This window comes from Variovorax sp. GW531-E2 (genome assembly GCF_059423125.1).
The window spans coordinates 56400-77416 of record NZ_JBWKXQ010000016.1 but is presented as its reverse complement, the minus strand read 5'-3'; the positions used below and the strand labels follow the sequence as shown (position 1 = coordinate 77416).

Sequence of the window (21017 nt, the reverse complement as noted above, 5' to 3'; positions counted from 1 at the left end):
CCTAGGCGCCCGCTGGCCGCAACGCCTCCCGCGCACGGGCGGAGAGCGGCACGCTCTCGGGCAGCAGCGCCAGCGCCTGCGCCCCGCGCGCCGCCGTGCCCACATTGGCCACGAAAGTCCGGCGCGCGTCGTGGAACTCGAAGATCAGGTTGAAGGTGCCATAGGCCTCGCGCACATCGACCTGGCGGATGTCCGCGAAGGGCCGCTCGCGCTGGCGCAGCATGCGGTACACGAGTTGCTCGCTTTCGATGCGCAAGACAGGGTTCAGGCTGTTGGTCGCGAGCGCCACCCACGGCAGTCCGCGCAGGCCGGTGAAGGTGGCCACGACGGGCACCGCGCCGCCCTTGATTGCAAGGGGCGCAGCCCCCGCCCGGGGCGCCTTGGGCTTACGGAGCTTCTTCCAGAGCCAGTAGAGGAACCAGAACGACAGCCCTTGAAGGACGATCACTCCGACGGTCCCCAGGACGGTCATCCAATCCATCTGCACGTCGCCTTCCTCTGTGACACAGCCTGGGCCCTCCCCGGCAAGGCGCCATTAAAGCAGAGGGCTCCACGCGCCAGATGCGCGCCGTCTGTCATTTGAATTCTGGATTCAATACTGTACATTTAAACAGTATTCTCAAGGAATCCACATGCCGAAGAACGCATCCCAGTCCAACGCCTGGGTGAACCATGACCCAAGCTGAACTCTTCTTCCCCCGGCCGGCAACGCCGCCCTCGCCCCTCTTCAACTTCCACGAGCCCGCCGCCGCTGCGGCCGCGCTCGAAGACACCGAGGACGAGCCGCGTGACGCCTTTTCCGCCAAGCTGATCGACTACCCCCACTCGTCGGCCGACGCGGTCAGGGTCGCGGAGCAACGCTTCCGGCGCGAACTCGAAAAGCAGCTGGGCGCCGACGTACTGCCGGCGATGCGCGCCTTCCAGAACGCCAGCGAGTCGAGCGACACCGACCTCACCAAGCGCGAGATCGCGCTGGCCGCGCGCTGGGTCAAGGCCTACGACGCTGCGCGCACGGTGGGCTTTCGCGACCTGGGCGACACCGACGAAGCCTACTTCGAGGTCAAGGCGATCTAGCACCCCGGCGAGGGCTCGTACCAGTTTTCGGTGATGGCTCCCTCGAGGGCAAAAAGACACACTTCGACGCGTTTGTCTTGTTTGCTTTCACAGGGGAAGAGTCCATGCCGATCCACGTCCACATCCACGGTGTCCATGGACAACCGCCGCGCCCCCGCGCCCTTCGGCACTTGGCCGCCGTGGCCTTGCTGGTTGCCGGCAGTGTCCATGCGGCCGGCCTGGTCCACGGCAACGTGGGCAATGTGGGCGCGGTGCAGTCGGGTGGATTCGGCGGTGTCGGCGGAGGTGCCGCCTCGACCTCCGGCGACGGTGCGACAGCGCTGGGTGCGGGCGGCGATGGTGGCGTGGGAACGTCCGGCGGGACCGGCGGCACAGGAGGGGCCGGCGCCAGCGCCACCGCAAGCGGCACGACGGCCATCGGAGGCGGAGGCACCGGTGGAGAGGGCAGCGCAGGCGGCACGGGCGGCGCCGGAGGACGTGGCGCACAGGCATCGACCAGCGGGGCCATCGCGCTCGGCGCGGGAGGCACCGGCGCTAGCGGTTGCTGCGGCTTTCCCCCCCCATCGGGCGGCAGCGGCGCACAGGCATCGGGCAACGCCGCGGTCGCTATCGGCAGCGCTTTGGGCACCCAACAGGGCGCCCAGGCCTCCGGCAACGGCAGCACCGCCATCGGCGGCGCGAGTGACACCGCCTCGGGTGCGGCGGCGCAGGCCACGGGCAGCGTGGCGATCGGCTCCGGCAGCAAGGTCGAGAGCGGCGCGAACGGCGGTGTGGCCATCGGCGCGAACTCGGTCGCCACATCGGCCAACACCGTGTCTTTCGGCAGCACGGGACAGACGCGCGGCCTGGTCAACGTGAGCGCCGGCGCGGTGAACGCCACCAGCACCGATGCCGTCAACGGCGGCCAGCTGTACACCGTGCGGCAGGCCGCGGACACCGCACAGGCCGCGGCCTCCGCGGCCAATGGCACGGCCGTCCTCGCCAGGGACGCCGCGAGCGCGGCGCAAGGTACCGCCAACACCGCCCTGGGCGCCGCGCAAACCGCGCAGGCGGGCGTCGCCACCGCGCAGGCCGCGGCGGCGGCCGCCCAGGGCACGGCCAACACCGCAACCACGGCCGCAGCCACGGCCCAGGGCACCGCCAACACGGCCCTCGGCGCGGCGCAAGGTGCGCAAGCCAGCGCCACGGATGCCAAGGCCACCGCCGTCGCTGCGCAAGGCACGGCCAACACCGCACTGGGCGTGGCGAACAACTCGGTGCAGTACGGCGCGGGCGGTGCCCAGGTCGCGCTGAACGCCAACGGCGGCGCCGGCACCACGCTGAGCAACGTGCGCGCGGGCGTCGCCGCCACCGATGCCGCCAACGTCGGCCAGCTGCAGCAGGTGCAGCAAGGCGCGCTGACCACGGCCAACACCTTCACGATGCAGCAGATCGCCGCCTTGCAGGGCGTCATGAACCAGGCGCTGTCCAACGGCCTGTGCAGCTTCAGCGGCGGCAATGTGACCTGCGGCACCGGCACGCAGGCCACGGGCACGGGCGCCACGGCGCTGGGCACCAACGCCATCGCTAACGGCGACAACACCACGGCGATCGGCAACGGGGCGCAGGCGCGCTACGCGGGCTCGGTGGCGATCGGCGCGGGCGCGAAGGCGCTGGCCGATCCGACGACCGCCGTGGGCAACGACGCCGTCGCGACGGGCAACAACGCGGTGGCACTGGGCGCCAACACGCTGGCCGCCGGATCGAACTCGGTCGCACTCGGCCAAGGCTCCGTGGCCACGCGCGACAACTCGGTGTCGGTGGGCAATGCCGCCACCGGCCAGACGCGCAGCATCGCCAACGTGGCGCCCGGCGTGCTGCCCACCGACGCGGTCAACCTGCAGCAGGCACAGCAGCTGACCGCGGCCGCGGTGTCCGAAGCACGCAGCTTCGCGGCCAAGGGCGTGGCCGCGGCGATGGCGATGGGCGATGCGCCGATGCCGTCCGCACCGGGCAAGACCAGCTGGGCCGCGCAGCTGGCGAACTACAAGGGCCACTCCGCGATGGGTGCCAGCGTCGTGCACCGCCTCGCGACGGACATGCCGCTGGCGCTCTCCGCCGGGGTCAGCGGCGCGAGCGGATCGGTCGGCGTGCGCGTGGGGCTGAAGGGCGAGTTCTGACGCAACGGCGCCGCCCACCCGCCGCGCATAAGAAAACACGAAAAGCGTATTTCCCAGCGACGGCATGGCGCGGGCACAGTCCCACGCCTGTATCGCTCTTTTTCCGGCGCGCCCTCGGGGCCGCCCGGCTCTCCATGGCATCCATCCACGACACGCCGACGCGCCCCGCCGCGCCCACGGCCTCCGCCCGCCCTTCCACGCTCGCTCCCTCCTCGCAGCAACTCGCCGAGCGCTTCCGCCCCGTCTTCGCACGCATCGCCGAGCACGCGGCGCAGCGCGAGAACGACCGCGAACTGGCCTACGCGCCGGTGGCCTGGCTCAAGGCCGCGCGCTTCGGCGCACTGCGCGTACCGCTCGCGCACGGCGGCCTGGGCGCCTCGGTCGAGCAGCTGTACGACCTGCTGATCGAACTCGGCGAGGCCGACTCCAACCTGCCGCAGATCCTTCGCGCGCACTTCGGCTTCATCGAGCGCCTGTTCGCCGAGATCGACCCCGCGCTGCACGGCCCGTGGATGCGCCTGGCGGCCGACGGCGTGATCTTCGGCAACGCCACCACCGAGCTCGGCGAAGGCGCGCTCGGCGCGCTGCAGACCACGCTCACGCGCGACGCGCAGAGCGCCGACACGTGGCGCCTCGACGGCGACAAGTTCTACAGCACCGGCACGCTCTACGCCGACTGGATCTCGGTCGCGGCCCAGCGCCTGAACGACGACGGCAGCAGCGACCGCGTGATCGCCCTCGTGCCCGCGGAAGCCGCGGGCGTCGAGCGTGTCGACGACTGGCGCGGCTTCGGCCAGCGCCTGAGTGCCTCGGGCACGACGCGCTTTCGCCAGGTGCGCGTGAAGCCCGAGCACGTGCTGCTGTACGTGCGCGACCAGCCCACGCCGCTCACCGCGCATTTCCAGCTCACGCACCTGGCGACGCTGGCGGGCATCGCACGCGCCATCGTGCGCGATGCCGTGGCCTTCGTGCAGCCGCGCAAGCGCGTCTACAGCCACGGCAGCGGCGCCACGCCGCGCGAAGACCCGCTGGTGCAGCAGGTGATCGGCCAGCTCGCGAGCACGGCCTTCGTGGCCGCGTCGACGGTGCAGGCGGTGGCGCGCGGCCTGGGCGAGGTCGATCGCCACCTGCAGCGCGGCGAGGCCGTGCCCGAGCAGTTGCTGTTCGAAGTGGAGCTGAACACCGCCAAGGCGCAGGCCGGCATCGTCGACGCGGTGCTGCAGGCGGGCACGCGGCTGTTCGACATCGGCGGCGCCTCGGCGCTGCAGGAAGACCGGCGGCTCGACCGGCACTGGCGCAATGCGCGCACGCTGGCGTCGCACAACCCGACGATCTACAAGGGACGCGTGGTGGGCGACCACCTGCTCAACGGTGCGCGGCCGACCTTCTACTGGGCGGTCGGCGCCATCGCGAGCTGAGACGGGAAGAAAAAGGAAGAAGCCGCGAGGCGGTGCTCAGACCCGCGGCAGCGCCGCGAGAAAGGTCGACACCACGATGGCAGCCGCGCGATCGAGCTGCAGGATGTCGGCGACGTCGAAGGCGTTCGGCGCCGTGTGGCCGCTGGTGCCGAGTGGCTTGCGGATTTCGACCAGCACTTCGGCGGCGAGTTCGCGATCGCTGCGCGGACGGCCGTCGGGGTGCATCACCCACTCGTCGACCTGCTCGATGGGGATGCTGCGAAACACCCCCACGATCGGGACGTACTTGTAGCGGTCCTCGCCCACGAGGATGGGCACGCTGAGATTGCAAAAAAACGTATTCGTCGACATGCGGAACGCCGTCGCTAGCCAAAGCAAAAGTTGATTAATTGTTTTCGAGTGTGACTCCGATAGTCATTTTCCCGACCGAGGGCATACGGCAAGACGTGACCTTCTGCACACAAAGTGCGGTCAATTCCGCCGAATTACTCGGGAAAACAACTACTTAATTCTTACACAAAGACACGGATGGCGCGCTTTGTGTACGATTTTTGGCATACGAAATGTTGCGACCGCCACTTCGGCCGGCAGAAACGGGCGCGCAAACAGCTGCGCCTCGCGGTGTCCGCACCGCGAGGAACGCAAAAAAACCAGAAGAAGAAACTCAGGCCGACGCGCTGAACTGCGGCGCCCGCCGCTCGATGTTGGCCTTCACGGCCTCGACCTGGTTGGGGCTGCCGATCAGCGCCTGCTGCTCCACCGACTCGGCGATCAGCAGTTCGGCGGCGCTGTGCGCGAGCGACGCGTTCAGCAGCCGCTTGCCGGCGCGGATCGCGTCGGGGCTCTTGTCGGCGATCTCGTGCGCCATCTGCAGCGCCTCGGCCAGCGGGTCGGCGGCCACGCGCGTGGCCAGGCCCAGGCGCACGGCCTCTTCGCCCGAGAAGATGCGGCCGGTGAAGGTGAGTTCGCGCACGACGTCGGTGCGCGCCAGTTCGCGCATCAGCACCATGCCGGCCATGTCGGGTACGAGGCCCCACTTGATCTCCATCACCGACAGCCTGGTGTCGGCGGCCACGAGCCGGATGTCGGCGCCCAGCGCCACCTGGAGCCCGCCGCCGAAGGCCACGCCGTGCACGGCCGCGATGACCGGCACCGGCACTTCGCGCCACACCATCGCCACCTGCTGCGCGGCGTTCGAGAGGCCGTGCGTGCGCGCGACCAGATCGGTGCCGCCGGCCGCCGCGCCCAGCACGTCGCTGGCGGCGCCCTGCCCCATGCGTTCAAACGACGCCATGTCGAGCCCCGCGCAGAAGGCCTTGCCGCGGCCCGCGATGACGACGGCGCGCACGTTCTTGTCGCCCCGCAGCGCCTCGCCCGCCTGGACCAGCGCGTCGAACATCGCGGGGTCGAGCGCGTTCATCTTGTCGGCGCGCGCCAGCTGCAGTTCCACCACGCCGTCGGCGTGGCGGGTCCATTCGATACGGTCGCTCATTGCATGTCTCCTGTCGGTGTCGGGGTATCGGCTCAGTATCGCGCGACCGGGCCGCTGGGCGATGATGCGCACTGTCGCCGACCCAACACCTCCGCCGCCTCGCCATGCCTCTGGACCGCCGTCACTTTCTCCTGCAATCGGGCGCCACCGCCGCCGTCGTCGCGCTGTTCGGCCAGGGCTGCGTGCGCTCGCAGCTGCCGCCCTCCACGAGCGCGACGGGCCCGTCGGGCTTCTTCACCAGCGTGCCCATTTCGCAACGCGATGCGGTGGTGGTGCCGCCGGAGTACGAGTGGCAGATGCTCTACCCCTGGGGCGCGCCCACGGGCCTTGCGGGCCGCATGCCGGCCTTCGCGCCCGACGCCGGCAACAGCGCCGACGAGCAGGCCCTGCAGGCGGGCATGCACCACGACGGCATGCACTTCTTCGCGCTCGATGCGCGCGGCGAACGCGGCCTGCTCGTGATGAACCACGAGTACACCGACGAGCAGTTGCTGCACACCGACGGCGTGAAGGCCCGGAACGCCGAGAAGGTCCGCAAGTCGCTGCATGCGATGGGCGTGTCGGTGATCGAGGTCCGCCGCACACAAGAAGGCTGGCGCCAGGTGCTGCCCTCGCCCTACGCGCGCCGCGTGCATGGCCGCACGCCGATGCGCATCGCCGGCCCCGCCGCGGGCACGCCGCTGATGCGCACCGCCGCCGACCCGGCGGGCACCGGCGTCTTCGGTACCTTCGCCAACTGCGCGATGGGCGTCACGCCCTGGGGCACCTACCTGACCTGCGAGGAGAACTTCCACGGCTATTTCGGCGGCCCGAAAGAAGCAGCGAAAAATGCGACACCCGCGCAGCGCCGCTACGGCACGGTGCCGGGCGCGCAGTGGGTCGAATACTGGCGCTTCGACGAACGCTTCGACCTGAGCCGCCACCCGAACGAGCCGCACCGCTTCGGCTGGGTGGTCGAGATCGATCCCTTCGACCCCGAATCGGTGCCCGTCAAGCGCACCGCGCTCGGCCGCAAGCGGCAGGAAAGCGCGACCTGCACCGTTGCGAAAGACGGCCGCGTGGTGGTCTACATGGGCGACGACGCGCGCTTCGAATACATCTACAAGTTCGTGAGCCGCGACCCCGTGCGCCCCGGCACCGATGCCGCCGCACGCGCCGCCAACCGGCACCTGCTCGACGAAGGCACGCTGCACGTCGCGCGCTTCGACGCCGACGGGCGCGGGCGCTGGCTCGAACTCGCGCACGGCCGCCACGGCATCGACGCCGCCAGCGGCTTCGCCAACCAAGCCGAAGTGCTGATCCACGCGCGGCTGGCGGGCGACATCGTCGGCGGCACGAAGATGGACCGCCCCGAATGGATCGCCGTGCATCCGCACAGCGGCGAGGTGTACGTCACCCTCACCAACAACTCGCAGCGCGGCGACCTCGGCAAGCCCGGCGCCGACGCCGCCAACCCGCGCGCGCCCAACTTCTTCGGCGGCATCCTGCGCTGGCGCGAAGACGGCGGCGACGCGGCGAGCACCGCCTTTGCCTGGGACCACTACGCGCTCGCAGGCGACCCCGCGCAGCCCGGCGCCGGCACGCGCTACCCCAGCGACAGCGCCGACGCATTCGGCTGCCCAGACGGCCTGCACTTCGACAGCGGCGGGCTGCTGTGGATCCAGACCGACATGAGCGGACAGTCCATGGGCAAGCCGCCCTACGCCGCGCTCGGCAACAACCAGATGCTGTGCGCCGACCCGGCCACGGGCCGCATCCAGCGCTTCCTCACGGGGCCCAACGGCTGCGAGATCACGGGCTGCGTGGTCACGCCCGACCGGCGCACGCTGTTCGTCAACATCCAGCACCCGGGCGAGTCGCGCGACGACGGCGACGCGAAGCACAACAGCGCCTGGCCCGACGGCGCGACGCCCGGCAGCGCGCGCCCGCGCTCGGCCACGCTGGCGATCCGCCGACGCGACGGCGGTATCGTCGGCACCTGACAGTCGAACACATCACAACAACAGCCCAAGGAGATCCCCGTCATGAGCATCCGCATCGTCCGCCTCGGCACCCCGCGCGCACCCGGCGAGGGCCTGCGCATCGGCACCGTGCGCCGCCCGCCGCGCGGCGTGCCGAAGACCGAGTTCGCCTCGCAGAACTGGTACGACGTGTGGTACCCCAACCTCGCGCCGTCGGCCGAGACGATGAAGCTGGGGCAGGAAGCCGAGACGCCGGCGCAATGGAACGCCTTCATGCGCAAGTACAAGGCCGAGATGGCCGAGGCCGACGCGAGCCGCAGCCTCGACCTGCTCGCGGCGCTCTCGCACACCGCCGCGCTCGCGGTCGGCTGCTACTGCGAGGACGAGTCGCGCTGCCACCGCTCGCTGCTGCGCGGCCTGCTGGCCGAGCGCGGGGCGGACATCGCGGCCTGAGCGCGGTTGTTCAGACCAGCGGCGCGCCGACGAACACCGGCAGCTGCTCGGCCTGCGCCGTGTACGCGGCGAGCAGCGGAAAGTCCGACGGGCGCACCGCGTCGGGCAGGATGAATTGGGTGAAGGTCCAGGCCACCGCCGCCGAAATGCCGCCCTGCGTGATCGTGTTTTCTGCGGGTGCCGCCAGCGGCGCAGCCGCCAGTTCGCGCTCCACCTCGGCATAGGCCGTATTCAGCTGGCCCTGCACGCGATCGACCCACGGCTGGTGCTGCTTCTCACTGGGCCGCAGGTTGCGCTCGTAGACGATCTGCACCGTCTTCTCGCAGGCCGCGAGCGCGAGCCCCGTGAGGCGCAGGTCGCGCAGCCGACCGGCCGGGTCGGCAGGCCACAGGCTGCGGCCGGTGACCGCTTGCGCATGGTCGATGATGAGCGCCGAATCCATCAGCACCGTGCCGTCGTCGCACACCAAGGTCGGGGCCTTGACCACCGGGTTGATCGCGCGGAACTGCTCGAAGGTGCTGAAGACCGAGATCGAGCGGTGCTCGAAACCAAGGCCGAGCAGGCGCAGCGAGATCGCGGCGCGGCGAACGAAGGGCGAGTCGAGCATGCCGACGAGTTGCATGGGGTCTCCTGGAAAAAGATGACTGCCACCATAGCGGCTGCGCCGCGCGCGCAGAAGGGCAACCCATCGAAAATCGGCGCCGCCTACCGATCGATCATCGGTCCCCTCTTCTTTCGCCGCACGCCATGACCCTCGACAAGAAAGACCGCCTCATCCTCGAAGCCCTGCAGACTGACGCGCGCCAGAGCCTGGCCGCGATCGGCAAGCGCATCGGCCTGTCGCAGCCGGCGATGAGCGAGCGCGTGCGCAAGCTGGAGCATGCGGGCGTGATCGAAGGCTACGGTGCGCGCGTGAACCTGCGCGCGCTGGGCGTGGGGCTGGAGGCCATCATCCGCATCGACACCACGCACGCGGCCATTGCGCGCTACCTCGCGCTCTTCGAGGCCATGCCCGAGGTGCTCGCGGTGGACCGCGTGACTGGCGCCGACTGTTTCTTCGTGCGCTGCGCCATCGCCGAGCCGACCGACCTGGAGCGCGTGGTGGATGCACTCGCGGTCGACGGTTCGGTGACCACCTCGCTCGTGCTGTCGAGCCCCGTGCGCAAGCAGGTCACCGTGGGTGCGGCAAAGGCGCCGCGCAAGTAAGCGTCAGCGCTGCGCCTTGTCCTTCTGGTTCTGCGCCTCGATGCGTTCGCGCGCGGCCAGCCAGTCGGCGTCGCTCCACTCGCGCAGCTCGTAGAAGTTGCCGCCGGTGGCCAGCGCATTGCCGCCGTCCATCATGATGCTCTGGCCCGTGAGCCAGTCGCACTGGCCCGGCGCCATCAGGAAGGAGGCGAGGTTCTGCAGCTCGCTCATGCGGCCCACGCGCGCCATCGGGTTGGTCTTGATGCTGCGCGCGCCGGGTTCCTCGCCGGGGTTCAGGCGCTTGCTCATGCCTTCGGTCGGGATCTCGCCGGGGCCCACCGCGTTCAGGCGGATGCCGTGGCGCGCCCACTCCACCGCGAGCGACTTGGTCATGACCTCGATGCCCGCCTTGCTCATGGCCGAAGGCACGACGTACGGGCTGCCGTTGTCGACCCAGGTGACGATGATGCTCATCACGCTGCGAAAGGCATCGCCCGGCTTCCACGCGCCCGACTTGGCCTGCGCCACCCAGCGCTTGCCCACCGCCTGCGTCACATAGAAGCTGCCGTGGAACACGATGTTGGCCACGGCGTCGAAGGCGCGCGGCGAGAGGTTCTCGGTCGGCGAGACGAAGTTGCCCGCCGCGTTGTTGACGAGGCCGGTGAGCCCGCCGCTCTGGAACAGGCTCTCGACCATCTCGTCGACCTGCTGGGCGATGCGGATGTCGACGCCGAAGGCATCGATGCGCCGATCGGGAAACTGCTGGCGCCAGGCGGCGGCGGTTTCTTCGCAGACCGCCTGGCGCCGGCCGCAGATGGCGACGTCGGCGCCCAGGCTCAGGAATCGCTCGGCCATGGCACGGCCGAGGCCGGTGCCGCCGCCGGTGACGAGGATGCGCTGGCCGCGCATCAGGGATGCTTCGAACATGAGGGGTCTCCTTGGCGTTGCGGCAGCGGCAGGAGCGCGTGCTGCCATCGGCCGCATGCTACGACTGCCAGGGCGCAATGGCTTGCGGAATCTGGCTCTGCCGGCGGGTGAAAATGGCCGCGCCCCCCTTCCCTTTCACCCCTGGACCTTCCGGACACACGACCCATGCCCCGTTCCTCCGATGCTTCCTTCCTGCCGCTCGACGGCGTGCGCGTGCTGAGCCTGGCGCTCAACCTGCCGGGCCCCGCCGCGCTGCTGCGCTGCCGCACGATGGGCGCGGCCTGCCTCAAGCTGGAGCCGCCCGGCGGCGATCCGATGGGGCTGTACAACCGGCCCGCGTACACGGCGCTGCACGAGGGCGTCGAGGTCCGCACGGTCGACCTGAAGACCGAGGCCGGCCAGGCGCAGCTGCACGCCGAGCTGGCCCGCACCGACGTGCTGCTGACCTCGTTCCGCCCGTCGGCGCTGCAGAAGCTGAAGCTCGACTGGGCCTCGCTGCAGGCGCGGCATCCGGCGCTGTCGCAGGTCGCCATCGTCGGCGCGCCGGGCGAGCGCGCCGAGGAGCCGGGCCACGACCTGACCTACCTCGCCGAGAGCGGCCTCGTCACCGGCACGGCGCTGCCACCCACGCTGTACGCCGACATGGGCGGCGCGCTGCTCGCGAGCGAGGCGGTGCTGAAGGCCGTGCTGCAACAGACGCGCCAGCGCGGCAGCGTGTACCTCGAGGTGGCGCTGAACGCCTCGGCCGACTGGCTCGCCCTGCCCCGCACCTGGGGGCTGACAAAGCCCGACGGCGCGGTGGGCGGCGCGCACGCCGGCTACCGCGTCTACCCCTGCGCCGACGGCCGCGTGGCGGTGGCGGCGCTGGAGCCGCATTTCGCCGCGCGCCTGTGCGACGTGGCTGGCGTGGCGCCGCCGGACATGATGGCGCCGGCCACGCACGCGGCACTGGCCGCCTGGCTCGCGACGCGCACACGCGCCGAGTTGGAGGCCATGGGCCGTGAGCGCGACGTGCCGCTGCTCACGCTGGCCGACTGACGGATGGCGCTCAGGACGCCGGCAGGCGCAGTTCGCTCAGCTTGCGATCGAGCTTGATGAGCCAGATGCGCGTCGGCCGCTCCAGGTCGGAGCCGCGCGTGATGCGCGCCCGGGTTGCGCCCGCGGGGCAGCCGCTGAGCTGGCCGTCGACGGCGGCCGTGCACTCTTCCACGCTGCCGGCCAGGCGGGTGCCATCGGCGGCGAGCAGCACGGTGCCCAAGCCGAAGTCGTTGTCGTTCACCAACGCCAGGGTCTGGTCGTCGACGATGGTCAGGCCCTCGGCCTTCTCGGCCAGCCAGCCCAGCACGTTGAGGTCGAGCAGCTCGGTCTTGCGCATCGTCACCACGGTCGAATAGTCGACGCCATTCGAGGGGGCCTGCGTGATGCTGCTGATCTCGAGGTTGTGGTTGAACTCCGGGGCGGCGATGTTCGTCGCGTTGGCCGGCAGCTCCACCAGCATCAGCTTGTTGAACACCTTGCCGTCGCCCTTGCGCGCGCCCTGCTCGATGACGATGAAGCGGCCGTTGCCCAGGCTCACCATGTCGCCGAGCTTGGCGTTGCCGGTGCGGTCCTTGTCGTACTGGCTGCCGTCGATCGGGTAGGCGTAGAGCTTCGAGGTCTCGGTGGCCGGATCGAACGCGAGCCAGCGCGTGAACTTGGCGATGTGGCGCACGTCGGTGTTGCTGCCGCCCGGCGGCTTGGCCTTGATCGACTTGCCGTTGGCGTCGCGCGGGTCGATCGGGCTTTGCAGGAAGCCGTGCAGCACGCCGCTGGCCGCGTCGAGCGTCAGGCCTTCCATGCCGCGGTTGGGGCGGCGCTGGGCCAGCACGGCCGGCAGGTCGGTGGCGCCGGGGCCGGGCGCGTACTTCTTCTCGACCACGCCGCTGGCGATGTTCAGGCGCGCGATGAAGGGGCCGTACTCGTCGCTGGTCCACAGCACGTTGCGCGCCTTGTCGAGCACCAGGGTCTCGGGGTCGAGGCCGTTGGCGTCGTAGCCGGCCTTGGCCTCGTCGAACTTGTACTGGTCGTTCAGCGGGGTCTCGCCGGTCGAGCCCACGCCCGAGCGCGGCGGCAGGCCGGTGATCTTGGTGTTGGCGTCGCGCTTGAGCGGCACGCTGGTGCTGAGCACCGCGCCGGTCTTGCCCACGCGCACGATGCCGAAGCTCGGCGCGAACGATGGCGCCGGGAACACCTTGCTGATGCTGGTGACACCGTCGCCGCCACCGGGCACGGGCGCGGTCGGACCGTCGCCGTTCGGGCCGCGGTCGGTGATGGCGTAGAACTCGAGCGCGCCGTCGTCGGCCTTGCCCTTGAACGCCAGGCCCGAGCCGTAGGCCGGCAGGAAGCCCTGCGGAAAGTCGGCCTTGATGTCCGCGCTGTCGCCCTCGTAGGGCACGTGGAAGCGGGTGTCGGCCTGCAGCTGGTAGCGCGTGACGGCGATGCCGATGGCGCCGAGCTGATTGGTCTGCGTCGACGCTTCGGTGACCGGTGCGGCCAGGCGCGAGGCCAGCGTGTCCTCGAAGTGTTCGCGGGCCAGCATGCGGCGGTTCGAGTCGACCATGCGGGCATTGTAGGGAGCGGGCAACGCGGCCAGCACTGCGTTGAGCGCGGTGTGGAAGGCCTCGGGCCCGGCGTTGAAATCGAGCGCGCCGGCCGTCAGCGCGGCCTTGAGCGCGGGCGTCAGGCGGATGCCGTTGGCGGGGTCACGGTCCTCGTCGAAGCTCTGCAGCGCGAGCAGGCGGTTGACCACGGCATCGGCCTTCACGTCGCTGCCGCCAGCCAGGGTGAGCGGCGTGATCGCTTCGCCGCACGCGGCGCTGCCCAGGGCCAGCGCGCCGGCGCTGAAGGTGACGGTCTCGCCGTCCTTGCAGATGAACTCGCCCTTGGCGTTGGTGGCGGCCTTGGGGGCGCTGCCGGCCACGTAGTCGAGGCCTTCCACCGCGGCATCGAGGAAGGTGCCGGTCTTCGACTGCGCAGCGGGCGGATTGGTGGTGCCGCCGCCCACAGGGAACGACCAGCCGCCCCCGCCGCCGTTGCCGCCGCCACAGGCGGTCAGCACCGCGCCAGCGCCCACGAGCGCCAGCCATCCCATCCTCGATCCTCTTGTTGTCTTGCGCATTGCTTGTTGTCCTTGTGATGCGCCCGCGCAAAGGCGCAAGCCCCGGCGATTAATGCCGAGGCAGATGACAAGCCCGTGAAACTGCAACCGAAAGGTTGCGGTGGTCGGCGCGCTTTTAGCGCCTTCTCAGCGACCGCTGCCGTCGCGCTGGCGGTCTTCGCGCTTCACCGCGAGGTAGGTGTCGAGGTCGACCTCGTGCAGCTGGCGCGGGTAGCGCTCGGCCGCCGCGAACCAGTAGCGCTGCCGGCGCTCGGCCGGGTCGTTGGCCCCGGTGGCCAGGTAGGCGTCGAGCGTGAGGAAGTAGCGCATCGCATTGCGCTCCACCAGCCCGCGCAGGCCACGGATGTACTCGGGCTGGCCGTCGGCGCCCTTGCCCACCACGGTGAAGCCCACCTTGGAACTGCCGAAGGTGGCGAGGTAGGCCTGCGTGGCCAGCCGCACCATCGTGTTGTGGTTGTAGCCGTAGCTGAAGTGCAGGAAGGTCTTGCGCTCGTCGAGCGCCACCGCCTCGAGCCGCACGCGGTAGTTGCTGGTGCCGAACGGGCCGGTGTCGGCCGACATCTCGACCTGCAGGTGCTCGGGCGTAGCGCTGGCCACGCGGTAGGCAAAAGGCAGCTCGAAGGCCTGGTCGACCGGCTTGTCGTAGCGGCGCACCACGAACAGCGTGAGCGTCTCCTTGCCCTGCGGCGAGGTGCTGATGCGGCAGCGCCGGTTGTTGATGTGCAGCGTGAGCAGTTCGCACCAGTGGTCCGAGCCCTTGAGTGCCGCGCTGACCTTCGACAGCGGGTGCTCGACCACGGCGTAGATGTCGCCCTCGAGGCCGCCGGGCGTCTCGGTGGAATCGAGTTGCACGGGACGCCCGAAGCGGCTCTGGTCGAGCTTGTCGCTGAGCTTCTGGTGCTCGGCGCGCAGGGCCTGGGCACCCGCGGGCGCGGAGGCCTCGGGGGCCGCCACCTGCGCCAGCAGCGACACGCCGCAGCAGGCGGCCACCGCCAGGATGCGTTTCCGCGAAACCGGCAAGGGGGGCGAACGGCTCATCATGGGGCTACACGATACCCCGGTTCCGCCGCACCAGCAGCAGCATCGCCCCCGCCAGCAGCGCCGCGCCCAGCCATTGGCGCGGCGCCATCGGCTGGGCGAGCCACAGCGCCGCGAGCCACGCGGCCACCAAGGGCTCGACCAGCGTGCCGACCACCGCCGCCGTCGGCGAGAGCCGACGCGCACCCCAGGCGAAGGCCAGGTAGGCAACCGAGGTGGTGGCCACGCCGGTGTAGGCCGCGCCCGTCCATTGCGCCGTGCCCTCGGGCCAGGTGATGCCGTTCGCAACGGCGACGCCGAGCATGCACAGCGCCGCGGCGCTCATGCCCCAGGCGGACGCGGTGACGGCCGGCACCCGCGCCGGCATGCGCGCGTTGCCCAGCACCACCAGCGCATAGCAGACGGCCGAGCCGAAGGACCACGCCAACCCTGCGCCGTAACCCGTCGGCAAGGCGCCCCAGCCCTCGGCCGGCATCACCAGCAGCAGCACGCCCGCCAGCGCCAGCACGAGGCCGCCGAGCAGGCGCGCACCGAAGGGTTCGTAGCCGCGCAGCACCGACACGCAGGCCACGATCAGCGGCGCGCAGCAGATCGAGATCACCGTCGGCAACGCGGCACCCAGGTGCGCGATGCCGGCGAACCAGCAGCTCACGTTCAGCGCCATCGCGGCGCCGGTGCCGACGACGTGGCCCTGCTCGCGGCGCGTCAGATGGTGCCACGCGGCATCGGCAACCGGCGAACGCCGCGTCGCCTGCCAGTGCAGCCACCACAGCAGCGGCATGCCCAGCGCGAAGCGCGCCAGCGACAGGCTGTGCGGCGCGATGCCGCCGTCGATCAGGAATTGCGCCACCAGGGCGCCGCCGCCCCAGAGCACGCCGGCCAGCAGCACGCCGCCCCAGGCCAGGGCGGCCGTTGTTCTTGCATTCATGTTGAAACTCTCCGTGAGGCCCGTCGCCTCGGCGTCGCGTCGACGCATTGCCGGGGGCGGGCATGACCATCCGGCCACCGCCCGGCGTTCTTCATTCAGCGGAAGAAGGCGGACGGCAGCGACCACTTGCGGGCCTGACGGGCGCGGCGCGAAGCGCGCGCGAACGTCAGCGGCAGGTCGACGAAGGGGGAGAGTGATGCAGGTGCATGAGCGGTCGATGATAGGAGCGGCGCCGCGTGCCCACAAGAGAGAATCACCGGCATGTGCCCTGCCCTTTCTCACTGCATGCCATGAAGCGCCAAGGTCGACTCGTTCGCTGGGAGGCCGAGCGCGGCTTCGGTTTCATCCGCAGCCCGGAGGTGTCGGCCGACGTCTTCGTGCACCTGCGCGACTTTCGCGACCGTCAGCTGAAGCCGCAGGTCGGCATGGCGGTGCGCTTCGAAGAGATCCATGTGGGCGGCAAGGGGCCGCGGGCGATGGCCGTGGAGGCGGCTGCGTCCTCGGCGGGTGCCGCATCCCGGGCAGCATCACGCCCGCAGCCGCGCCGGTCTTCGGATCGCAGCACAGCTGGCACGCCGTGGGGCGCGTGGCTGATCGGGGTCTACGCGCTGGGCATGGGCGCCGCCGTCTGGCTCGGTCGCCTGCCGCTGCTCGCGCTGGTGGTCGTCGCGGGGCTGAGCCTGCTCACCTTCGGGATCTATGCCTTCGACAAGAGCGCGGCGCAGGCCGGGCGCTGGCGCACGCAGGAAAGCACGCTGCACCTGCTCGCGCTCGCGGGCGGCTGGCCGGGCGCTTGGTGCGCGCAGCAGCTGCTGCGGCACAAGTCGAGCAAGGCGAGTTTCCTGTGGAGGTTCTACATCACGGTCGCGCTGCATTGCGCGGCGCTGGGGGCGTGGGTGTTCTGGCTGTCGAAGCACGCGGCCGTCGGCTGACCGCGTCTTCGACCAGGCCTCAACGCACCTTGCGTGAAGGCTTGTTGAGCGGCTTGCTACCGCTGCCGTTGTCGCGCGGCGGCAGGCCCGTGTGCTGCGTGAGGATGCGGCCCTTGGAGGGCTTCACCGGCGCCAGCCTGACCGGCGCCGCGGCCTTGGCGGCCACCGGCGCGGAGGTCGAGTTCTTGCGTCGCGCGCTCGTGTAGCCGCCATCGGTCAGCGGCTGCCACGTCGGGATCAGGTGGTGCTTGCCGTTGCCGATGAGGTCGGCGCGGCCCATGCTCTTCAGCGCCTCGCGCAGCAGCGGCCAGTTGTTGGCGTCGTGGTAGCGCAGGAAGGCCTTGTGCAGGCGGCGGCGCTTGTCGCCGCGCACGATGTCCACCGTCTCGCTCTCGCGCGTGATCTTGCGCAGCGGGTTCTTGTTGGTGTGGTACATCGTCGTCGCCGTGGCCATCGGGCTCGGGTAGAACGTTTGCACCTGGTCGGCGCGGAAGCCGTTCTTCTTGAGCCAGATCGCGAGGTTCATCATGTCCTCGTCACTCGTGCCCGGGTGCGCGGCGATGAAGTACGGGATGAGGTACTGCTTCTTGCCCGCCTCGGCCGAGTACTTCTCGAACATCTGCTTGAACTTGTCGTAGCTGCCGATGCCGGGCTTCATCATCTTGGTGAGCGGGCCCTGCTCGGTGTGCTCGGGCGCGATCTTCAGGTAGCCGCCGACGTGGTGCTGCACCAGCTCCTTCACGTACTCGGGCGACTGGACGGCCAGGTCGTAGCGCAGGCCGGAACCGATGAGGATCTTCTTGATGCCCTTGAGCGCCCGCGCGCGGCGGTAGATCTTGATGAGCGGGTCGTGGTTGGTGCCCAGGTTCGGGCAGATGCCCGGGTACACGCAGCTGGGCTTGCGGCACGCCGCCTCGATCGCGGGGCTCTTGCAGCCCAGGCGGTACATGTTGGCCGTGGGGCCGCCCAGGTCGGAGATGGTGCCGGTGAAGCCGCTGACCGAATCGCGGATGGCCTCGACCTCCTTGATGATCGAGTCTTCCGAACGGCTCTGGATGATGCGGCCCTCGTGCTCGGTGATCGAGCAGAAGGTGCAGCCGCCGAAGCAGCCGCGCATGATGTTCACGCTGAAGCGGATCATTTCCCACGCGGGGATCTTGGTCGCGCCGTCGTGGCTGCCGTTCTCGTCGGCGTAACGCGGATGCGGGCTGCGCGCGTACGGCAGGTCGAACACATGGTCCATCTCGGCCGTGGTGAGCGGAATGGGCGGCGGGTTGATCCACACGTCGCGCGCCGTGGCGCCCTCGCCGTGCGCCTGCACGAGTGCGCGGGCGTTGCCGGGGTTGGTTTCGAGGTGCAGCACGCGGTTGGCGTGGGCGTAGAGCACCGGGTCGCTGCGTACCTGCTCGTACGAAGGCAGGCGGATCACCGAGCGGTCGCGCGGCGGCACGGCGATCTTGCCGCGGCCTAGCAGTGCCGGGTTGGGCACGAAGTTCAGCGGCTTGATGGCGGGGTTGACGACCGAACCGGCGGCGGAGCCCGCGGCTTCGGCGGCCTTGGCGACGGCTTGCGCCTCGTCTTCCTTCGCGCAGGTGGCGCCGTTGGCCTTGGCCTGGTCGGACACCATCAGGTAGGGGTTGACGTGCGCCTCGACGCGACCGGGTTCGTCGACGCTGGTGGAGTTGATCTCGAACCAGGCCTCGGGCGTTTCGCGGCGCACATAGGCGGTGCCGCGCACGTCGGTGATCTGCTGCACCGGCTCCTTGGCGGCCAGGCGGTGCGCGATCTCGACGATGGCGCGCTCGGCGTTGCCGTACAGCAGCAGGTCGCACTTGGCGTCGACGACGATGGAGCGGCGCACCTTGTCCGACCAGTAGTCGTAGTGCGCGATGCGGCGCAGCGAGCCTTCGATGCCGCCCAGGATGATCGGCACGTCGTTCCAGGCTTCCTTGCAGCGCTGCGAATACACGATGGCCGCGCGGTCGGGGCGCGAGCCGCCGACGTCGCCGGGGGTGTAGGCGTCGTCGCTGCGGATCTTCCGGTCCGCCGTGTAGCGGTTGATCATCGAATCCATGTTGCCGGCCGTGACGCCGAAGAACAGGTTCGGTTTGCCGAGCACCTTGAAGGGCTCGGCGCTTTGCCAATCGGGCTGCGCGATGATGCCCACGCGAAAGCCCTGCGCCTCGAGCATGCGGCCGATGACCGACATGCCGAAGCTGGGGTGGTCGACGTAGGCGTCGCCCGTGACCACGATGATGTCGCAGCTGTCCCAGCCGAGCGCGTCCATCTCCTTGCGCGAGGTCGGCAGGAACTTGGCCGTGCCGAAACGGGCCGCCCAGTACTTGCGGTAGCTGGTCAGCGGCTTGGCGGCACGCGCAAAAAAGGAGACGTCGACGGGGGCGTTCATCGGTGGGAGCGGACAGCGCCGGGGCGCCGCCTGTGTGGGCAACCCTCGATTTTAGGGTTTTCCAGCATTTCTGTCGCCCTGAAGATCCCTTGCCCCGGAATGAGAGGGCCCTTATTTAATTGCCAAAGTCAATCAATTCGAATGACAATGGCAACCATGCCCACGCCAACACCCTCCGTCGACCCGTCCGCCGTCAAGGCCATCCGCCGGTTCAACCGCTTCTACACGCGCCGCATCGGCGCCCTCGACCCCTACCTGGGCAGCGACCTGTCGCTGACCGACGTGCGCGTGCTCTACGAGCTGGCGCACCGCGAAACCCCCGTCGCCAGCGAGATCGGGCGCGACCTGGGCTTCGACGCCGGCTACCTCAGCCGCATCCTGCGCCGCTTCGAAACCCACGGCTGGCTCACGCGCGAGCCGCACCCGCGCGACGCCCGCCAGAGCGTGCTGCGCCTGACCGAGTCCGGCCATGCCGCGTTTGCGCCGCTGCAACAGAAATCGCGCGACGAGGCCGCCGCCCTGCTCGCCGCGCTGCCGCCTGCGCAACAAAACCAGCTGGTGCAGGCCATGGACACGGTGCAGTCGCTGCTCGAACCGGCCGCATCGCCGGCCCGGCCCCAGGCCGCCGTGCTGCGCGACCCGGCGCCGGGCGACATCGGCTGGGTGGTGCAGCAGCACGGCGAGCTGTACGCGCGCGAATACGGCTGGGACCACCGCTTCGAAGCGCTCGTGGCGGGCATCGCGGGCGAGTTCCTGCTCAAGTTCCAGCCCGAATGGGAGCGTTGCTGGATCGCCGAGCTCAACGGCGAGCGCGTCGGCGCGATCTTCGTGGTGCGCAAGTCGGCCACCGTGGCGCAGCTGCGCATGCTGATCCTCACGCCGGCCGCGCGCGGGCTGGGCCTGGGCGGACGCCTCGTGGACGAGTGCATCGCCTTCGCGCGCCGCAAGGGCTACAAGAAGATGACGCTGTGGACCAACAGCTGCCTCACGGCCGCGCGCAGCATCTACGCCAAGCGCGGCTTCCAGCTCACGCACTCGGAGCCGCACGAGGGCTACGGCCAGCCGCAGGTGGGCGAGACGTGGGAGCTGAAGCTGTAGCGCTTACTGCATGTACCAGCCGTGGCTCACCACCAGTGACTGGCCGGTCAACGCATTCGTCGGGAAAGCCGCGAACAGCAGCGCCACGCGCGCCACATCGTCCGTGGTGGTGAACTCGCCATCCACCGTTTCCTTGAGCATCACGTTCTTGATGACCTGCTCCTCGGTGATGCCCAGCGTCTTCGCCTGTTCGGGAATCTGCTTCTCGACCAGTGGCGTGCGCACGAAGCCCGGGCAGATCACGTTGGCGCGCACGCCATGCTTGGCACCTTCCTTGGCGACCGTCTTGGCCAGCCCGATGAGGCCGTGCTTGGCCGTGACGTACGGCGCCTTCAGCAGCGACGCTTCCTTGGAGTGCACCGAGCCCATGTAGATCACGCTGCCGCCGCGGCCTTGCGCGTACATGTGCTTCAGGCAGGCCTTGGTGGTGAGGAACGCACCGTCCAGGTGAATGGCGAGCATCTTCTTCCAGTCGGCAAAGCTGAACTCGTCGACCGGATGCACGATCTGGATGCCGGCGTTGCTGATGAGGATGTCGATGCCGCCGAAGGCCTTCGCGCCCTCTTCCACCGAGGCGTTGACCTGGTCTTCGTTCGTCACGTCGACGCCCACGCCGATGGCCTGCGCGCCCGTGGCCTTCAGCTCGGCGGCGGTGGCGTCGGCCGCTTCCTTGTTGAGGTCGGCAATGATGATCTTGGCGCCTTCCTGCGCGAACAGGATGGCGATTTCCTTGCCGATGCCGCTGGCCGAGCCGGTGATGTAGGCGACCTTGTCCTTGAGTTGCATGG

Annotated in this window: 19 protein-coding genes; 9 read left to right on the top strand and 10 right to left on the bottom strand. The window is 70.0% G+C overall.

Features of this window, described 5'->3' with window-relative positions; genetic code table 11:
• Nucleotide 1 precedes the first annotated feature (1 nt).
• A complete protein-coding gene (locus AC07XP_RS12495) occupies nucleotides 2-481 on the bottom strand; it encodes a hypothetical protein (RefSeq protein ID WP_495264839.1) in 480 nt (159 codons plus the stop codon).
• Nucleotides 482-672: 191 nt separating this feature from the next.
• On the opposite strand from AC07XP_RS12495, the gene AC07XP_RS12490 reads away from it, so the two are divergent.
• From AC07XP_RS12490 to AC07XP_RS12480, 3 genes are all read left to right on the top strand, one after another.
• Complete coding sequence (locus AC07XP_RS12490) at nucleotides 673-1074, top strand: hypothetical protein (RefSeq protein WP_495264838.1); 402 nt, start codon at nucleotides 673-675, stop codon at nucleotides 1072-1074.
• 104 nt (nucleotides 1075-1178) lie between these two features.
• Nucleotides 1179-3233 (top strand): YadA family autotransporter adhesin, encoded by a 2055-nt coding sequence (locus tag AC07XP_RS12485; RefSeq protein WP_495264837.1) that lies wholly within the window; start codon nucleotides 1179-1181, stop codon nucleotides 3231-3233.
• 134 nt (nucleotides 3234-3367) lie between these two features.
• A complete protein-coding gene (locus tag AC07XP_RS12480; protein ID WP_495264836.1) occupies nucleotides 3368-4651 on the top strand; it encodes an acyl-CoA dehydrogenase family protein in 1284 nt (427 codons plus the stop codon).
• 36 nt (nucleotides 4652-4687) lie between these two features.
• Here AC07XP_RS12480 and AC07XP_RS12475 read toward each other — a convergent pair whose 3' ends face one another.
• Complete coding sequence (locus AC07XP_RS12475) at nucleotides 4688-5002, bottom strand: hypothetical protein (protein ID WP_070060970.1); 315 nt, start codon at nucleotides 5000-5002, stop codon at nucleotides 4688-4690.
• Between the two features lie 313 nt (nucleotides 5003-5315).
• Nucleotides 5316-6143, bottom strand: a complete 828-nt coding sequence (locus tag AC07XP_RS12470; RefSeq protein ID WP_495264835.1) for a crotonase/enoyl-CoA hydratase family protein — start codon at nucleotides 6141-6143, stop codon at nucleotides 5316-5318.
• Between the two features lie 104 nt (nucleotides 6144-6247).
• On the opposite strand from AC07XP_RS12470, the gene AC07XP_RS12465 reads away from it, so the two are divergent.
• Both AC07XP_RS12465 and AC07XP_RS12460 read left to right on the top strand, forming a co-directional pair.
• Nucleotides 6248-8125: a PhoX family protein gene (locus tag AC07XP_RS12465; RefSeq protein ID WP_495264834.1), complete on the top strand. Its 1878-nt coding sequence runs from the start codon at nucleotides 6248-6250 to the stop codon at nucleotides 8123-8125.
• A 42-nt stretch (nucleotides 8126-8167) separates the two neighbouring features.
• Entirely contained in the window at nucleotides 8168-8557 is a 390-nt protein-coding gene (locus tag AC07XP_RS12460; protein WP_095947243.1) for a DUF488 domain-containing protein, read from the top strand.
• 10 nt (nucleotides 8558-8567) lie between these two features.
• Here the strand turns inward: AC07XP_RS12460 and AC07XP_RS12455 are convergent, their stop codons facing one another.
• A complete protein-coding gene (locus AC07XP_RS12455; RefSeq protein WP_495264833.1) occupies nucleotides 8568-9179 on the bottom strand; it encodes a glutathione S-transferase in 612 nt (203 codons plus the stop codon).
• A gap of 125 nt (nucleotides 9180-9304) precedes the next feature.
• On the opposite strand from AC07XP_RS12455, the gene AC07XP_RS12450 reads away from it, so the two are divergent.
• Nucleotides 9305-9763, top strand: a complete 459-nt coding sequence (locus tag AC07XP_RS12450; RefSeq protein ID WP_062481605.1) for an Lrp/AsnC family transcriptional regulator — start codon at nucleotides 9305-9307, stop codon at nucleotides 9761-9763.
• A 3-nt stretch (nucleotides 9764-9766) separates the two neighbouring features.
• Here AC07XP_RS12450 and AC07XP_RS12445 read toward each other — a convergent pair whose 3' ends face one another.
• Nucleotides 9767-10669 (bottom strand): SDR family oxidoreductase, encoded by a 903-nt coding sequence (locus AC07XP_RS12445; protein WP_062481608.1) that lies wholly within the window; start codon nucleotides 10667-10669, stop codon nucleotides 9767-9769.
• 165 nt (nucleotides 10670-10834) lie between these two features.
• On the opposite strand from AC07XP_RS12445, the gene AC07XP_RS12440 reads away from it, so the two are divergent.
• Complete coding sequence (locus tag AC07XP_RS12440) at nucleotides 10835-11707, top strand: CoA transferase (protein ID WP_495264832.1); 873 nt, start codon at nucleotides 10835-10837, stop codon at nucleotides 11705-11707.
• A 10-nt stretch (nucleotides 11708-11717) separates the two neighbouring features.
• On the opposite strand, the gene AC07XP_RS12435 is transcribed toward AC07XP_RS12440, so the two are convergent.
• The 3 genes from AC07XP_RS12435 to AC07XP_RS12425 form a co-directional block, all read right to left on the bottom strand.
• Nucleotides 11718-13799, bottom strand: a complete 2082-nt coding sequence (locus tag AC07XP_RS12435; RefSeq protein ID WP_495264831.1) for an esterase-like activity of phytase family protein — start codon at nucleotides 13797-13799, stop codon at nucleotides 11718-11720.
• 153 nt (nucleotides 13800-13952) lie between these two features.
• Nucleotides 13953-14846 carry a hypothetical protein gene (locus tag AC07XP_RS12430; RefSeq protein ID WP_495264830.1) on the bottom strand — a complete coding sequence of 298 codons (894 nt, stop codon included), beginning with the start codon at nucleotides 14844-14846 and terminating at the stop codon, nucleotides 13953-13955.
• Nucleotides 14847-14871: 25 nt separating this feature from the next.
• A complete protein-coding gene (locus tag AC07XP_RS12425) occupies nucleotides 14872-15792 on the bottom strand; it encodes a DMT family transporter (protein WP_495264829.1) in 921 nt (306 codons plus the stop codon).
• Between the two features lie 290 nt (nucleotides 15793-16082).
• Here AC07XP_RS12425 and AC07XP_RS12420 point away from each other — a divergent pair, with 290 nt between their 5' ends.
• Entirely contained in the window at nucleotides 16083-16724 is a 642-nt protein-coding gene (locus tag AC07XP_RS12420) for a DUF1294 domain-containing protein (protein WP_495264828.1), read from the top strand.
• A 19-nt stretch (nucleotides 16725-16743) separates the two neighbouring features.
• On the opposite strand, the gene AC07XP_RS12415 is transcribed toward AC07XP_RS12420, so the two are convergent.
• Nucleotides 16744-19131 (bottom strand): YgiQ family radical SAM protein, encoded by a 2388-nt coding sequence (locus AC07XP_RS12415; RefSeq protein ID WP_495264827.1) that lies wholly within the window; start codon nucleotides 19129-19131, stop codon nucleotides 16744-16746.
• Between the two features lie 156 nt (nucleotides 19132-19287).
• Between AC07XP_RS12415 and AC07XP_RS12410 the strand changes: the two genes are divergently transcribed.
• Nucleotides 19288-20229, top strand: coding sequence for a bifunctional helix-turn-helix transcriptional regulator/GNAT family N-acetyltransferase (locus tag AC07XP_RS12410; protein WP_495264826.1), 942 nt, complete (start codon nucleotides 19288-19290; stop codon nucleotides 20227-20229).
• 3 nt (nucleotides 20230-20232) lie between these two features.
• Here the strand turns inward: AC07XP_RS12410 and AC07XP_RS12405 are convergent, their stop codons facing one another.
• A complete protein-coding gene (locus tag AC07XP_RS12405) occupies nucleotides 20233-21015 on the bottom strand; it encodes a 3-hydroxybutyrate dehydrogenase (RefSeq protein ID WP_307586858.1) in 783 nt (260 codons plus the stop codon).
• Nucleotides 21016-21017 lie beyond the last annotated feature (2 nt).